We start from the raw sequence: 15,494 nt of genomic DNA, 5'->3' as shown, positions 1-15,494 counted from the left end.
TCAGAACTCGTTATTGCTTAACAGGTAAAGACGTTAAAGGGTGTTATCGATCAGGCTGGTTGGGATGATATTGAGCTTTTGCCCTTTCTTCGCCAGCAGATCTCGGAAGTCATAACGTGCGCCAGGGAAGCCAATCATCTTCCAGCTCGCCATATCTTTATTGCCACCGTAGATCGGATCGGAGAGGAAACCTTCACGCACGTTTTGCAGCAGCAACTCGAAGAACACCCTGGTTTCTACCTGTTCACCCAGGTCGAGCCGGTTGGCTTCCATCGCCTGCAATACCTCGTCCTGCTGTTCACCGCTCAGTTCAACAAAGGCTTTGCCGTACTGTTTTTGCATGGCGTTGTCGAGGGCAGCGATACCGAGGCGGTAACGTTGGGCTGGCGTCAGCGGTGATTGGGGTCCTTGTTCCGCCGTGCCTTTCACAAAGCGTCCAAGACGGTAAATAGCCACCGCATTGCCGTAGTCACCGGCCAGTTGGCGATCGATAAAAATGGCACAACCCGCTTCTTTGCCGCTGATGCTCAACTCATCTGCCGGGATAAAGCGCTCGGCAATCGCACCCACGGTGTCGAATTCGTGTTGCGTCAGATATTGCAGTCCACCTTTTCTCGGTGGTGCAGGCGGCGTTTGTACTTTGCCGGGTTCCCACGGCTGACCGCCGTTAACCACCTCGGCCTGCGCCAGCGTGGGGATCGAGGACGCCACTCCCAATGCGGTGATGGAAGTGAGAAATTCTCTGCGTTTCATATTTTCCCTGCCAATGAATTTGTCACATTGCAAACCGGGCTAAATAACAGACGTGTTTTAGCCTGGCGATAAACTTGCCATAAAGAAAAACGGTATGAATTAGATACAGACGTGTCCGTCAGGCTGTTAATAAATTCAGGTAAGTGTCTTTACATTCAAATCAAGGAATTAATTAAATTTTAACAACGATGCAAAGGTTAATTTCTCACCCTGCAATTTGAAAGGATTTTGTTGATGGTTTCCCATCATCGAAGATTTTTAATTAGGGAGGCGATAAGTTGTACAGTGCGGATTTGTTTCGCAACATTTCGCCACTTGTCAGCGAAGATTGCCTGCGCATAATACGGCGAAAAAAAACGCCCTGCTGTGATGTAAAACCCAAACTTTGTGCCGAATTAAACGACACAATTTCGATACTGTGTGCTTTGAGGTAAAAATGAAAAAACTCACCCTGATTAAGGTGGCCGAGTTGGCCGGGGTTGGGATTGCGACCGTCGACAGGGTGTTGAATGAACGGGGTGGCGTACGTCCAGAGACGGTGCGCAAGGTACTGCGCGCAGCGCGTGCCGCGGGTCTGCAACGTCTGTTGCCTGAGGAAACACAACAGCCGTGGCAAATTGAAGTTTTTCTAAGCAGCAACAGAACCTGGTTTTTTCAGCAACTGGCAGAAGAGTTCGCGCAAATCGCCGACCGGCTCGGTTATCGTAAAATTAAATTATTCCGCACTCTGGTCGCAGAATCACAGCCAGAGAAGCTGGCAGAAAAGATAAAAAAAAGCAGTGAATTGCGCGACGGTATTATCGTCTTTGGTCATGATTATCCGGTGATTCATGATGCCTTATTATATTGTCAGCAACGTGAGGTTCCGGTGATTTCACTCGCCAGTGACTTACCGGGTTCATATCGCTTATGCCATGTCGGCATCAATCAATATCAGGCCGGACGCACCGCAGGATTATTAATGAGTCGCAGTATGCCAATGGAAGGCGAGGTGATTATGGTCAGCGGGCGTTTTGATTTCCGCGCGCATATTCAGCGTATTTCCGGTTTCCGCGATGCTATTAGTCAACGTGCGCCCTGGTTACGCCTGCGAGAAGTGCTGGCCGGGGAAGATGAGCGCCATAAAATACGTGCGCTGCTCCACCAGACATTAGAACAATCGAACAATGTGGTTGGGTTATATAATTCCGGTGACAGCAATAACGACATTAGCGAACTCCTGCACCAGCACGGGCTGGCGGGACGCAGCTGTTACATCACCCATGAACTCTATGACGTCACGCGCCGGTTATTACAGGAAGATGTGCTGGCCTTTACCCTCGACCAGAATGCGCGCCAACATGCGGAACTGGCCACACAACTGCTGATGCGCTATCTGGAGCAAGGGTATCAGCCGGACGTCTATCAGGATGGCAATGTGGAGCTACGGATTGTGACGGCGGAGAACCTGTCGTAGCGTCGCGACGCCAGATCAGGCCGCGCCAGCCAGCTCGGGTTGCCACAACCGCACCCCGTTACGTCCGGCGCGTTTCACCTCATACAAAGCCTCATCCGCATGGCGCAGCCAGTAGCCCAACGATTCCGCGCTGGCGGCAGAGGCGATGCCGATACTGACCGAACAACTGAAATCCGCCGATGCTGGCAAACGCAGTTGCGCAATCTTCTCTTTCAAGCGCTCCGCCAGCATCACCACGGATTCATCGCAGGCATGATGCACAATCACCCCTAACTCATCGCCGCCAAAGCGGGCAGGGATATCCTGTAATCCGACATAGTTGCGCAACAAGGCGGAAATCTCCGCCAGCAGAAAGTCCCCTGCTTCATGGCCCCAGGTGTCGTTAACCGCTTTGAAGTTATCGACGTCAATCAACAGCAAATAGGCGCTGCTGTCGCCACGACGGGTGCTGAGGAATTCACTCTCCAGCCGCCGTTCAAACAGACGCCGATTCGGGATCTCCAGTCCGGGGTCCATCAGCGCAATTCGCTCCAGCTCGCGGTTCCGTTTGCGCAACTGCCAGGTAAGATTGTAGGAGGCGACGCTCAGCACCAGCATATAAACCGTCGCCAGCGGCAGTGTCAGCCAGACGGTTTGCGTGCTAAAGGTGAGCCGCAAGCCGGTGCCATCCACCAGCCAGACCATCATAAAGGTACAGAAAAACGCCTGAAGTGCCGCAATCAGTTGCGCACTGCCCCCCGCCGCATAACGATCCGACGCCAGCACCGCCATAATAATAAACGAGGGCATCGGGCTTAGCCCCATCAGCGCCACCCAGGCACCGCCAAAAGCCGCATCCAATGTCAGATTGCGCCGCTCCGAGGCGGTTGAGTCTTCCGCGTGCAGCGCCAGACGATACGCGATCCACGGCCAGATAAAGGCGTTAGTAAACAGCAGCCCGCACAGTTCGAGGCTACGGTTCATTTCCATTAATACGGAAAGAATAGGGAAGAAACACAGGATCGTGCCGAGCTGGCGCATCAGAAACATGCGGCGAACGAAGCGTACCGAACGACGCTTCAGGTGATTATCATCAGGTGAGTAGTAATTCATTCACGGGAAATATCAGACCGACAAGAAATGCAGTCTATCGGAAAAGTGCTAAACAGCGCGGTTTTTTTCAGATTTTTTCCCTTGCAGCCGCACAACAGTACGATTTTGTTGCAGGATGCGGAAAATAAGCGCAGTGCCTGTTGCTAACCGGCCTGTTTGCATTCGTAGCAGCGCGATTTATCGCGCGAGTTTGCCCCAAAAAAAACAGCGCGATAAATCGCGCTGCTACGAATTGTGCACCAGGTGATTTCGTTAGCTCGCTGCACCTTGCAGGCGGAACTGCGCTACCAGACGCTCCAGCATCAGCGCCTGTTCTTCCAGGGAGTTGGCTGAGACAGACGAAGCGCTGACCAGCGAGGCATTCTGCTGGGTGGTGGTATCCAGTTCACCCACGGCTCGGGCAATTTGCTCGATACCGCGACTCTGTTCATCCGACGCCGCTGAAATCTCTTCCATGATTTCATTCACGCGCGCAATGCTGCCGAGGATTTGATCCATGGTTTCACCGGCACGCGCCACCTGCTGATGACCGTTGCTGATACGGGTGACCGATTCACTGATCAACTGTTCGATATCTTTAGCCGCCTGTGAACTGCGCTGTGACAGGTTGCGCACTTCACTCGCCACCACCGCAAAACCACGTCCCTGCTCACCGGCACGCGCGGCTTCCACTGCGGCGTTCAGGGCGAGGATATTGGTCTGGAAGGCGATGCTGTTGATCACGGCGGTGATATCGGCAATTTTCTTCGAGCTGTCGGAAATCTCACCCATAGTACTGACCACATCGCGTACTGCGACGCCGCCCTGATTGGCGTTGCGCGTAGCTTCTGCGGCGATCTGGCTGGCCTGACGCGCATTCTCGGCATTATTTTTCACCGTGGCGGTCAGCTGCTCCATGCTGGCGGCAGTTTCGACCACCGCCGCTGCCTGCTGCTCAGTACGTGAAGACAAATCGAGATTGCCCTGATTAATCGCGCTGGCCGCCTGCGAGACACTGTTAACGCTACTCAACACGTCACCAATCATGCTGCGCAGTCGTTCATTCATTCGGCCCATCGCCGAGGTCAACTTGCCCAGCTCATCACGACGGTCAGTGGCAAACTGCGAACTGAGATCGCCACTGGCAATGCGTTCCGCCAGCTCCAGGTTATGAAATACCGGCTGGGTAATCTGACGGATGATGTACCAGGCCACCAGCACACCAAACAGGATCGCCAACCCGCCAATCAACAGCGACAGAGTGGCAGAACCGTTAGCCAGTTCATCGTTGCGTGTTTTAACAATGCTAATGACTTTCTTGATCGCCGCGCTGCTTTTATCACCCGCCACTTTCACGCTATCTTCCGCGCTGCGCAGTTGCGCATACGTCTGAGCCGCTTGCAAACTAAGGTCTTTAAAGCGTTCGGTATCCTGCCACAGCGCGGTAAAGCCACCTTGCTGTTCCGGCGGCAGTTGCGCCAGCAAAGCGTTCATCCCCTGCCCGGCGCTTCGGAAGTGGGCTTCCAGCGCATTGCGCAACGCGTCGCTAACGTTAAAACGCAGCGCCAACGCTTCTTCGCGCACATTACTAATGGCAAACAGTTGGTCGTAAATCTGGTTGGTCAATTCCGGGGTGGCCACCGGAGTGCGGATCAGTTGGGTATAGCGAGAGGTGGTGTCCTGCTGGCTGATGTTATCGAGCTGGGCGCGCAGGCTATTTAATTGTTGGGTCGCTTGCGTCATCGCGCCAATGCGTTGCTGAAAGTCGGTGAGATGGCTGCCGATTTCATCGATAATTGGCGCGGCATCTGCTGACCAGTTGAGTTTTTTCGCTTCCCCGGTCAGTTGCTGTGCATGGGTGACATACTTCGCCATCACCGCGCCCGACTGATCATCGCCGTAAAGATATTTCAGACGGTTAATTTTCGCCTGGAACACCTCAATGTTGATGTCATAAATCAGGTTAGTTTTCTGATAGATATTATGAATTTCGTTGAAACGCTGTACGCTTAGCCCGGTAGCGAACGCCACCAGTAACAGCACAATACCGAATCCTGCCGACAGTTTTCGGGTAATGCGCACGTTTCGCAATCGCGATACCAATCCCATGTTTCCCACTCCTGCGTTTATCATTTTTGTAAGGGTTACTGAGAGGGTTATCGGATCAGATGAGGAATTGTTTATTGTACAGTTCACAAAAACGCGTGATAAATCGCGCCGGGGCGACGCGATTTATCACACGGGGTTATTGATTACCGGGCCAACGGCGGAAAATCAGACTGGCATTGACGCCGCCAAAGCCAAACCCATTCGATAGCACATATTCCATCGGCATCGAACGCGCCGTTAACGCCACCAGATCCAGCCCCTCTGCTGCCGCATCAGGTTGATGCAGGTTCAGCGTCGGCGGGGCCAGTTGGTCACGCAACGCCAGGATACTGAAGATCGCTTCCACTCCGCCCGCCGCACCTAATAAATGGCCGGTCGCCGATTTGGTTGAGGTAATGGCGACCGGGCTATCGGCAAACAGCGTGCGGATCGCCGCCAACTCCCCTTTATCCCCAACCTGAGTCGAGGTGGCGTGCGCATTGATGTGCTGGATCTCTGCGGGTGTAATCCCGGCCTGACGGATGGCGGTTGCCATCGCCCGACGCGCGCCGCTGCCATCTTCCGGCCCGGCGGTGAGATGGTAAGCATCGGCGCTGGTGCCATAACCTACCACTTCCGCCAGCGGTGTCGCGCCACGCGCCTGGGCATGTTCCAGCGATTCAATCACCAGCAGCCCGGCCCCCTCGCCCATCACAAAGCCGTCGCGTTGTTGATCAAAAGGCCGTGAGGCGCTGGTGGGTTGCTCGTTAAACCCGCTGGAGAGCGCTTTTGCGGCGGCAAATCCACCCAAACTGACGCGATGAATCGCCGCTTCGCTGCCACCACACAGGGCAATATCCGCCTCACCGCTGCGGATCAGACGCACCGCATCACCAATCGCCTGCGCCCCGGCCGCGCAGGCCGTCACCGGTGCGCCAATCGGCCCACGAAAGCCGTGCGCGATTGAGACATGACCGGCTGCCAGATTGGCGAGAAACGATGGCACGGTAAAAGGCGACAAACGACGCGGGCCTCGGCTGTGGGTGGTTTCCACTGCCGCCGCGATTTCGTTAAAGCCGCCGATACCGGTCGCGATAATGGTCGCGGTACGCTCACGCAAGGCCTCCAACTGGGGAAACCATTTCGCCTGAGTGAGCGCCTCATGAGCGGCGACCAGCGCGAACTCGATAAAGCGGTCCATTTTCTTGCGCTCTTTGGCCGGGATAACCGCCAGCGGATCAAAACCATGCTGCGGGTCCTGCTCTACGGAGGGCACCTGGCCAGCGATTTTACAGGGAATATCCTGCACGATGTCTTCCGGTAACGGACTAATCCCGGATTGACCTTGTACCAGGGCGCGCCAGACGTGTTCTACGCCGCACCCCAATGGGCTGACAATCCCCATCCCGGTGACGACGATGCGCTTTAATGAGATATCCATATGATCTCCAGATGTGATGATTAAGTTTTTGGCACTTTCATAAACGGCACCAGCAATGCGGCAATAAAAAATCCGATCATGATCAGCCAGAAAGCATCCGCAAAAGCCTGGGTTTTGGCTTCACGGAGCGTCAGTGCCGCAAGGTTCTTCAGCGCGGCAGTCTGTGCAGCATCGGGGCTGAAACCCTGTTGGGTCAGTGCTGCGGTGGATGAATGCATAAATTCGCCCAGCGTCAGGCTGGCGCTATTGAGATGGTCGGCGAGACGGCTGTAATGCAGGTTGGTGCGATCATTAAGTATAGTGCCACACAAGGCGATACCGATGGCCCCACCGAGATTGCGCATCAGGTTAAACAGCCCGGATGCCAGTTTAAGCCGCGTCGGTGGCAGGCTACCCAACGTCAGTGTCACCGTAGGGGCCACGGCAAATTGCTGTGCCATCCCGCGAAACGCCTGCGGCAACAGCAGTTGATCCGCGCCCCAGTCATGGGTAATGGGTACAAAGCTGTACATCGACACGCCAAACGCAATCAGCCCAGCCGCCAACAGCCAGCGTAAATCCACCCGATTCGCCAGCCACGCGTAGAGCGGAATCGACAGCACCTGAAACAGGCCGGTGGAGAAGATCGCCAGACCAATTTCCAGCGCGCTAAAGCCACGTACCTGACCGAGAAACAGTGGCGTCAGGTAGATGGTGGCAAAGATGCCGACACCCGCCATAAACGAAAAGTAGCAACCAAGGGTAAAGGTACGATCTTTCAGGGCGCGCAGATCCATCACCGGTTGCGCATGGCGCAGCGTGCGGATAATAAACATCACGCCACACACCAGCGCCAGCCAGCCGGTGAGTGTCAGGGTGCTGTCGTCAAACCACCCCCAGCGTGGTCCCTCTTCCAGCGTGTATTCGAGACATCCCAGCGACACCGCCAGCAACAGGATGCTGAGATAATCGGCCCCACGCAGCAGCGAGGTATCCGGCGTATCAATTTTCACCAGCACAGGCACCGCCAGCGTGATATAAATCCCCGGCACGATATTGATGAAAAACAACCAGTGCCAGTTGAAGTTCTCGGTGATCCAGCCGCCAACGGTGGGGCCAAGCGTGGGAGCCAGCGACGCCAGCCCGCCAATGGTGGCGGCGGCGATCACCCGCTGCTTGCCCTGAAAAAAAGCAAAGGCGGTGGTAAACACCAGTGGGATCATCGATCCCCCCGCCAGACCCTGCAAGGCGCGGAAGGCGATCATGCTCTGGATATTCCACGCCCAGCCGCATAACACACTCATCAAGGTAAAACCGGCTGCCGACGCCGCAAACAGCCAACGCGTTGACATCACCCGTGCCAGCCAGCCGGAGAGGGGGATAATGATGATCTCGGCAATCAGATAGCTGGTCTGCACCCAGACGGTTTCATCGTCCCCCGCCGAAAGCCCACCGCCGATGTCGCGCAGTGAGGCGGAGACAATCTGGATATCCAGCAGCGCGATAAACATACCGAGGCACATGGTGGCAAAGGCAATGACCTTTTTGCTGACCGGCATTGCTAATGTCGGTACGGCAGGTAAGGCGCTCTGGCTGCTCATGGCGCAGGTTTCTCATCAACCGTGACCGTAACGGACAGGCCCGGACGTAGCAGACCCAGTTTTGCCGCATCGCCATCCAGCGCAATCCGCACCGGGACACGCTGAACGATTTTGGTGAAGTTACCGGTGGCGTTTTCCGCTGGCAGGATGCTGAAGCGCGAACCGGTAGCGGGTGACAGACTGACCACATGGCCGCTAAAGGTGCGGCCTGGCAACACATCGGCGACGATCTGTGCCTGTTGCCCGGCCTGTAAATGCGCCAGTTGGTTCTCTTTAAAATTGGCATCAATCCACAATCCCTGCGCAGGCACCAGTGACAGCAGTTGCGTACCGCTGCTGACATAAGCCCCGGACCAGGCGCGTCGGTTACCGATGACCCCATCAAAAGGCGCGCGAATTTCGGTATAGCCGAGATTGAGTTTCGCCATCTCCAGACCGGCCTGAGCCTGTATCAGCGCCGCCTGCGTCTGTTTCTCACGCGCATCCAAAACCCGTAGCTGGCGTTCCGCCACGCTTTTATCGGCGCGGGCCTTGCTCTCCTGCGCCACCGCCTGACGGTAGTCCGCCTGCGCATAGTCGCGGGTCTGTGCCGAGACCGTCTGCACCAGCGCGCCATAGCGCCGGTTATCACCTGCGGTTTTCTCGGTCAGCGCCTGTGCGGCATTCACCGCCGCCACCGAACCAGCGATGGTCGCGAGTTGTAATTCACGCGTGGCGGCGATATCGGTCAACGCGGCCAACTGAGCATCCACTTCGCCGCTGGCTTTCATCAGCGCCGCCTGATAATCCCGCGCATCAAGACGCACCAGCAGGTCACCTTTCTTCACCTGCATATTGTCCTGTACGGCAATTTCCTGCACGTAGCCTGCCACTTTGGCGGAGATAGCGCTGATATCGCCACCCACATACGCGTCGTCGGTTGATTCAATAAAACGTCCGGACTGCCACCACCACAGACCGTAACCAGCAGCCAGAACCACAGCGGCAACCGCCACCGATGGGATCACTTTGCGCCTGTTCATTTGCTTTCCGCCTCTTTCGCTGGCGGTACAAATTTCAGTGCTGGCTCACCGGCCCGTTTTTTCTGAATATATTCATGGCGATAACGAATGACGGGTGCCGCAGCCGGGCCGGGTACTATCGAATATTTCTCGGCGGTCAGCGGCTCTCGTGTCTCGCTGTCCACCATAATCGCCTGCACCGGGCGTTGCGTGGCGGTTTCCACCAATTGCACCTGCCGACCTTCCGGCGAGAAGTGACGGCTGCCCCACTCGACCAACGCCAAAATCACCGGGCGGAAATCACGGCCCATAGCGGTGAGATGATATTCGTAGCGTGGGGGGTTGCTGCTGTAACACACTTTCTCCAGCAAACCATCCTCCACCAACTCTTTCAGGCGACGGGACAGGATGTTCGGGGCCATGTCGGCATTCTTTTGAAACTCATCAAAGCGGGTAAACCCCGCCAGCGCATCGCGCAGGATAATCATGCTCCAGCTATCACCGATACGCCCGAGGCTGCGGGCAATGGGACAAGGAGCGTGGTAAAGCGGTTCGTTTTTCATCTTTCTGGCTCGGGTAGGAACTCAACGCGCTCAGATTTTCATAGTCACTATCAAAATGCAAGTAACTCTGATTAGCAGAAAGCATCGCGCGCGATAAATCGCGCCGCTACGGGTGAAGGTTTTAAAATTTAGCGATACGGCCCTGGCCCGATAGACTCCCGCATCACCAGGCGCGCCGTGAAATTGTTGCCCTGTTCCATAGTGCCACCGTCCAGCATCGACACCAGTTGTGCAATGGTCTGCTGGACCATCTCAGTGACCGGAATCTTCATACTCGATAGCGCAGGAATGGTAAACGGGGCCAGCGGGATATCATCAAACCCCACTACCGAAACCTGTTCTGGCACGGCCAGCCCGGCTGCGGCAAGTTGTTTCATGGCACCAATCGCCATGTCATCGTTACTGGCGACAATGGCGCTGAATGGGCAACCACGGGCCAGCAAGGTTTCCACCGCTGCCATGCCACTTTGTGCATGCCACTTTCCTTCGACAATCAGCGCATCCTGCACCGCTATCTGATGCTCAGCCAGCGCCGCTTTATAGCCGGAGAGACGCTCCAGGCCAGTGGGGGAATCCAGTGAACCGGTGATAAAAGCGATATCACGATGTCCCAGCGCAATCAGCTGATTGACCGCCAACGCGCTGTTGGCTTTTTGATCGGAATAGATACAGAAACTTTGGTGCTGCCGCAGCCGGCGGTTAATCACCAGGATCGGTTGCTTGTGCTGAGAGATGATCTCATCCATCTCATCAATGGAGAGAAAACGTGGATAAATGATGATGCCATCGCAACGCAAATCCAGCAGAAACTGAATCGCCGCCCGCTCTTCGGCGGCACTGTGTTTGCCGTCAGCCAGAATCAGCTGCCGCCCCTGCTGCTCCATCAGGCGCGCCGAATGGGACATCAGTTCGCTAAAGTAGCTGCCGCTGTACAGCGTGTTGGTAATCACCAACCCGATAGTTTGCGTGGACTTGACCGCCAGATTACGGGCTAGCAGGTTTGGTCGGTAATCGGTTTCGGCGATCGCGCGCAGTACCCGTTCGCGTTTTTCCTCTCCAACGTAGCCATTCCCCGATAACACGCGGGATACCGTTGCCTTTGATACACCCGCTTTTTTCGCGACTTCGAGGATGGTTGTCATCGTTTTCTCAGTTAAATCAAGACGAATCGTAGTTTACCTAACCTGCTCATAGATTAGGAAATTTTTCTCCTGACCGCTGCCCCGGCACCATCACTATAAAGTGATTCGCGTCACAATGTTTTAAATCAAATTTCAAATCTCTTGTCAGGTTATAAATACAACTTCATTATTTTGTGAAACCGGTTTCTCATGATGAGAAATTGAACATCTGGTGGCCTCTGCTCTACAGCTGCAGCACGACCCGCCAGATAAGCGCCCTATTTTGATAAGAGACGAAAAATCCATGTCGAAGAATTATGCCGAGATCTCCCGCGCCATCGTCCTGGCGCTGGGAGGTGCTGAAAACATCGAAGCCGTCACGCACTGCATGACCCGCCTGAGATTTGTGGTGAAGAATCCTGAGCAGGTGAATAACGCCGTACTGAAAACCATCCCCGGCGTGATGGGCGTGGTGCACGCGGATACCCAGTGCCAGGTGATCATCGGCAATAATGTCGGGAAGGCCTTTCAGGAAGTGCTGAAGTTGGCGACACCAGGATCGGCGGCAGACGCGTCACCCGCACCACGCAAAATCACCCTGAAACGCATCGGTGCCGGGATTCTCGATGCGCTGGTGGGCACCATGTCACCGCTGATCCCCGCCATTATTGGCGGTTCAATGGTGAAATTACTCGCAATGATCCTCAATATGACCGGCGTGTTTGCGGAAGGGTCTTCAACGTTGGTGATCCTCAATGTGATTGGCGATGGCGCATTTTTCTTCCTGCCGATCATGGTTGCCGCCTCAGCCGCACTGAAGTTTAAAACCAACATGTCATTGGCTATCGCCATCGCTGGCGTGCTGGTGCATCCCAATTTTATCGACCTGATGGCCAAAGCCGCACAAGGCCAGGCGGTGGAATTTGCTTATATCCCGGTAACGGCGGTCAAATATACCTACACCGTGATCCCCGCCCTGGTGATGACCTGGATCCTGTCGCACATTGAACACATCATCGATCGTATCACCCCGGCAGTGACCAAGAACTTCCTCAAACCGATGTTGATCGTGTTGGTTGCCGCGCCGATCGCCATCGTGCTAATTGGCCCATTGGGCATCTGGATCGGTAGTGGAATTTCCTCGCTGGTTTACACCATTCACGGTTACCTGGGCTGGCTGTCAGTGGCAATTATGGGAGCGCTCTGGCCCCTGCTGGTGATGACCGGAATGCATCGTGTGTTCACCCCAACCATCATCCAGACTATCGCGGAGACCGGGAAAGAAGGGATGGTGATGCCATCAGAAATTGGTGCCAACCTCTCGCTCGGCGGTTCCTCCCTCGCGGTCGCCTTTAAGACCAAAAACCCGGAACTGCGTCAGACGGCCCTGGCCGCTGCGGCTTCGGCGATTGTTGCCGGGATTTCGGAACCGGCGTTGTACGGTGTGGCGGTGCGGCTGAAACGCCCACTGATCGCCAGTCTGATCAGTGGCTTTATCTGTGGCGCGGTGGCCGGTATTGGTGGCCTCGCCAGCCATTCAATGGCCTCTCCTGGCCTGTTCACCAGCGTGCAGTTTTTTGATCCCAACAACCCAATGAGCATCGTTTGGGTGGGTGCGGTGATGGCGCTGTCGGTGGTGCTCTCGTTTGTTTTGACCCTGGTGCTGGGCTTTGAGGATATCCCGGTTGCGGAATCCAGCCCGAAAACGCCAGCTGCGGCGGTTGACGCCGCAAAACCTGTAAACGCCAATTAATTGAGGATTTTCATGTCTGAACTGACATTTCCTGCGGGATTTTTATGGGGCGGTGCCTTAGCCGCTAACCAATCGGAAGGGGGTTATCTGGCAGGCGGCAAGGGACTGACCACCGTGGATATGATCCCACATGGCCCGCACCGTATGCCGGTTAAGTTGGGGCTGGAGAAGCGTTTTACCCTGCGTGAAGACGAATATTATCCCAGCCATCAGGCCATCGATTTCTACCATCGGTACAAAGAAGATATCGCGTTGATGGCAGAGATGGGTTTTAGCGTGTTCCGCACTTCGATAGCCTGGAGCCGTCTTTTTCCCAACGGTGATGAGCTGCAACCCAATCCGGAGGGCATCGCTTTTTATCGCGATGTGTTCAGCGAGTGTAAGAAGCACGGGATTGAACCGCTGGTGACGCTGTGCCACTTCGATGTACCAATGCATCTGGTGACGGAATACGGCTCGTGGCGCAATCGTAAAATGATTGAGTTTTTCTCCCGTTATGCACGCACCTGTTTTGAAGCGTTTGATGGCCTGGTGAAATATTGGCTGACCTTTAATGAGATCAACATCCTGCTGCACAGCCCGTTCTCGGGTGCAGGTCTGGTGTTTGAAGCCGACGAAAATCCTGAGCAGGTTAAATATCAAGCCGCGCACCATGAACTGGTTGCCAGCGCGCTGGTGACGCGGATCGCCCATGAAGTCAATCCGCAAAACCAGGTGGGTTGCATGCTGGCAGGCGGTAACTTCTATCCGTGGTCAAGCAAACCGGAAGATGTGTGGGCGGCCCTCGAAAAAGATCGCGAAAACCTGTTCTTTATCGATGTGCAGGCGCGCGGTGCTTATCCTTCCTACTCGGCTCGTGTATTCCGTGAGAAAGGGGTGAAGATTGAGATGGCACCTGAGGATAGCGAGATCCTGAAAAACACCGTGGATTTTGTTTCCTTCAGTTATTACGCCTCGCGCTGTGCTTCGGCCGAGATGAACGAGCAAAACAGCAGCGCCGCCAACGTGGTGAAATCCCTGACTAATCCGCATATCAAACGCAGTGAATGGGGCTGGGGCATTGATCCACTGGGACTGCGCATCACCATGAACATGATGTACGACCGTTACCAGAAGCCGCTGTTCCTGGTGGAAAATGGCCTTGGCGCGCGTGATGAGATTAATGCTGAGGGTGAAATTCATGATGATTACCGCATCAGTTATTTGCGGGAGCATATCCACGCCATGGCGCAGGCGATTGACGATGGCATCCCGGTGATCGGTTATACCACCTGGGGTTGTATCGACCTGGTTGCCGCCTCAACCGGAGAGATGAGTAAGCGCTATGGTTTTGTCTATGTGGATCGCGACGACCACGGGCAGGGTACGTTGGATCGTATGCGTAAGAAATCGTTCTGGTGGTACAAGAAAGTCATTGCCAGTAATGGACAGGATTTAGCGTAAAACCTGAACCGTAGCGGCGCGATTCATCGCGCCATTCCGCGCGCGATGCCGGAAACCCCGCGCGATAAATCGCGCCGCTACGGCCAATCAGTCCCCTTCTACCAGCGCGTAGCCTGCATATCAATCACAAAACGATACTTCACATCGCCCCGTAACATGCGCGCAAATGCCTCTTCAATCTTTTCACCAGCAATCAGCTCAATATCCGCCGTGATGTTGTGCTGGCCGCAGAAATCCAGCATCTCCTGAGTTTCTTTGATACTGCCGATGGACGAACCGCTGATGCTGAGACGGCGGTTGACTATCGGGGTTACGTCGGGAGACGCATGTGGCTGCTCGGGAATCCCCACCAACACCAGCTTGCCGTTGGTTTTTAACGTCGCGAGATAAGGATCGAGATCGTGCGGGGCAGAGACACAGTCGATGATCAGGTCCAGTGATGTCTGGCAGGCTGCCATCTGCGCAGCATCACGCGAGACCACCACGCGTTTCGCACCTAAACGCAGTGCATCTTCGCCTTTCTGCGGCGAAGTGGTAAATAGCGTCACATCCGCACCCAGTGCGCTCGCCAGTTTTACCGCCATATGACCTAAACCGCCAAGTCCCACCACCCCGACGCGATCCCCGGTTTTCACGTTAGCGTAGCGCAGTGGCGACCAGACCGTGACGCCCGCACACAACAGTGGAGCGACACCGGCCAGCGGCAGGTTGGTCGGAATCGCCACTACAAAGTGTTGGTCGACCACCACATGCTGCGCATAGCCACCCCAGGTGCTGCCACCGGTATATTTATCCGTGCCGTTATAGGTCGCGGTCCATCCGGCTTCACAATATTGTTCTTCCTGCTGCTGGCAGAAATGACAGGTTCGGCAGGAATCGACCATCACGCCCACACCGACCACATCCCCAACCTGAAAATCGCTCACCGCCTCACCGGTGGCAATCACACGTCCGACAATTTCATGGCCCGGCACTAAGGGGTAGTGACTAACGCCCCATTCATTGCGCGCCATATGTAAATCTGAGTGGCAAACGCCGCAGTAAAGGATTTCGATTTTGACATCCTGCGCCTGCACGCTGCGCAGCGCGATCTGACCGGATAAGAGAGGTTGTGTGGCATGGGTTGCGACTAACGCGTTGATTTTCATTGCGCCTCCGAAAGCTTGTGGCAATGGCTGTGTGAAGGCGGCAGACTATAAAGAACAAGGTTCATAATTGATAGTA

Annotated in this window: 12 protein-coding genes; 3 read left to right on the top strand and 9 right to left on the bottom strand. The window is 55.2% G+C overall.

The window, feature by feature from the left end; all coding sequences use genetic code 11:
- Positions 1-33: 33 nt before the first annotated feature.
- The gene (locus AC6I8W_RS20845) at positions 34-753 is read right to left on the bottom strand and encodes a gluconate 2-dehydrogenase subunit 3 family protein (RefSeq protein WP_497838569.1); all 720 of its coding nucleotides are present in this window, start codon (positions 751-753) and stop codon (positions 34-36) included.
- Positions 754-1,189: 436 nt separating this feature from the next.
- Here AC6I8W_RS20845 and AC6I8W_RS20840 point away from each other — a divergent pair, with 436 nt between their 5' ends.
- Entirely contained in the window at positions 1,190-2,209 is a 1,020-nt protein-coding gene (locus AC6I8W_RS20840; protein WP_497838568.1) for a LacI family DNA-binding transcriptional regulator, read from the top strand.
- A 15-nt stretch (positions 2,210-2,224) separates the two neighbouring features.
- On the opposite strand, the gene AC6I8W_RS20835 is transcribed toward AC6I8W_RS20840, so the two are convergent.
- The 7 genes from AC6I8W_RS20835 to AC6I8W_RS20805 all read right to left on the bottom strand — a co-directional run bounded on the left by AC6I8W_RS20835 (position 2,225) and on the right by AC6I8W_RS20805 (position 11,095).
- Positions 2,225-3,301: a diguanylate cyclase gene (locus AC6I8W_RS20835; RefSeq protein ID WP_497838567.1), complete on the bottom strand. Its 1,077-nt coding sequence runs from the start codon at positions 3,299-3,301 to the stop codon at positions 2,225-2,227.
- A 252-nt stretch (positions 3,302-3,553) separates the two neighbouring features.
- Entirely contained in the window at positions 3,554-5,389 is a 1,836-nt protein-coding gene (locus tag AC6I8W_RS20830) for a methyl-accepting chemotaxis protein (RefSeq protein ID WP_497838566.1), read from the bottom strand.
- 136 nt (positions 5,390-5,525) lie between these two features.
- Positions 5,526-6,809: a beta-ketoacyl-ACP synthase II gene (fabF, locus tag AC6I8W_RS20825; protein WP_497838565.1), complete on the bottom strand. Its 1,284-nt coding sequence runs from the start codon at positions 6,807-6,809 to the stop codon at positions 5,526-5,528.
- 20 nt (positions 6,810-6,829) lie between these two features.
- Positions 6,830-8,389, bottom strand: a complete 1,560-nt coding sequence (locus AC6I8W_RS20820; RefSeq protein ID WP_497838564.1) for a DHA2 family efflux MFS transporter permease subunit — start codon at positions 8,387-8,389, stop codon at positions 6,830-6,832.
- Positions 8,386-9,411: an HlyD family secretion protein gene (locus tag AC6I8W_RS20815; protein ID WP_497838563.1), complete on the bottom strand. Its 1,026-nt coding sequence runs from the start codon at positions 9,409-9,411 to the stop codon at positions 8,386-8,388. The genes AC6I8W_RS20820 and AC6I8W_RS20815 overlap by 4 nt, the downstream gene beginning before the upstream one ends.
- Positions 9,408-9,953 carry a winged helix-turn-helix transcriptional regulator gene (locus AC6I8W_RS20810; RefSeq protein WP_497838562.1) on the bottom strand — a complete coding sequence of 182 codons (546 nt, stop codon included), beginning with the start codon at positions 9,951-9,953 and terminating at the stop codon, positions 9,408-9,410. The genes AC6I8W_RS20815 and AC6I8W_RS20810 overlap by 4 nt, the downstream gene beginning before the upstream one ends.
- A gap of 128 nt (positions 9,954-10,081) precedes the next feature.
- On the bottom strand, positions 10,082-11,095 hold the full coding sequence (locus AC6I8W_RS20805; RefSeq protein WP_497838561.1) for a LacI family DNA-binding transcriptional regulator: 1,014 nt from the start codon (positions 11,093-11,095) through the stop codon (positions 10,082-10,084).
- A gap of 283 nt (positions 11,096-11,378) precedes the next feature.
- Here AC6I8W_RS20805 and ascF point away from each other — a divergent pair, with 283 nt between their 5' ends.
- Entirely contained in the window at positions 11,379-12,827 is a 1,449-nt protein-coding gene (gene ascF / locus AC6I8W_RS20800; protein WP_497838560.1) for a PTS cellobiose/arbutin/salicin transporter subunit IIBC, read from the top strand.
- A 12-nt stretch (positions 12,828-12,839) separates the two neighbouring features.
- On the top strand, positions 12,840-14,270 hold the full coding sequence (locus AC6I8W_RS20795) for a 6-phospho-beta-glucosidase (protein WP_497838559.1): 1,431 nt from the start codon (positions 12,840-12,842) through the stop codon (positions 14,268-14,270).
- Between the two features lie 98 nt (positions 14,271-14,368).
- On the opposite strand, the gene AC6I8W_RS20790 is transcribed toward AC6I8W_RS20795, so the two are convergent.
- A complete protein-coding gene (locus tag AC6I8W_RS20790; RefSeq protein ID WP_497838558.1) occupies positions 14,369-15,418 on the bottom strand; it encodes an NAD(P)-dependent alcohol dehydrogenase in 1,050 nt (349 codons plus the stop codon).
- Positions 15,419-15,494: the final 76 nt, after the last annotated feature.

The sequence above is a fragment of the Pantoea sp. X-Soil-TKNS-1211 genome (assembly GCF_059730495.1).
Note: the sequence above shows the minus strand (reverse complement) of the source record. Positions and strands in the feature narration are given on the sequence as shown.

Coding starts and splice junctions, on each gene's coding strand:
- AC6I8W_RS20845 (WP_497838569.1), bottom strand. CDS start 753: ATGAAACGCAGAGAATTTCTCACTTCCATCACCGCATTGGGAGTGGCG.
- AC6I8W_RS20840 (WP_497838568.1), top strand. CDS start 1,190: ATGAAAAAACTCACCCTGATTAAGGTGGCCGAGTTGGCCGGGGTTGGG.
- AC6I8W_RS20835 (WP_497838567.1), bottom strand. CDS start 3,301: ATGAATTACTACTCACCTGATGATAATCACCTGAAGCGTCGTTCGGTA.
- AC6I8W_RS20830 (WP_497838566.1), bottom strand. CDS start 5,389: ATGGGATTGGTATCGCGATTGCGAAACGTGCGCATTACCCGAAAACTG.
- fabF (WP_497838565.1), bottom strand. CDS start 6,809: ATGGATATCTCATTAAAGCGCATCGTCGTCACCGGGATGGGGATTGTC.
- AC6I8W_RS20820 (WP_497838564.1), bottom strand. CDS start 8,389: ATGAGCAGCCAGAGCGCCTTACCTGCCGTACCGACATTAGCAATGCCG.
- AC6I8W_RS20815 (WP_497838563.1), bottom strand. CDS start 9,411: ATGAACAGGCGCAAAGTGATCCCATCGGTGGCGGTTGCCGCTGTGGTT.
- AC6I8W_RS20810 (WP_497838562.1), bottom strand. CDS start 9,953: ATGAAAAACGAACCGCTTTACCACGCTCCTTGTCCCATTGCCCGCAGC.
- AC6I8W_RS20805 (WP_497838561.1), bottom strand. CDS start 11,095: ATGACAACCATCCTCGAAGTCGCGAAAAAAGCGGGTGTATCAAAGGCA.
- ascF (WP_497838560.1), top strand. CDS start 11,379: ATGTCGAAGAATTATGCCGAGATCTCCCGCGCCATCGTCCTGGCGCTG.
- AC6I8W_RS20795 (WP_497838559.1), top strand. CDS start 12,840: ATGTCTGAACTGACATTTCCTGCGGGATTTTTATGGGGCGGTGCCTTA.
- AC6I8W_RS20790 (WP_497838558.1), bottom strand. CDS start 15,418: ATGAAAATCAACGCGTTAGTCGCAACCCATGCCACACAACCTCTCTTA.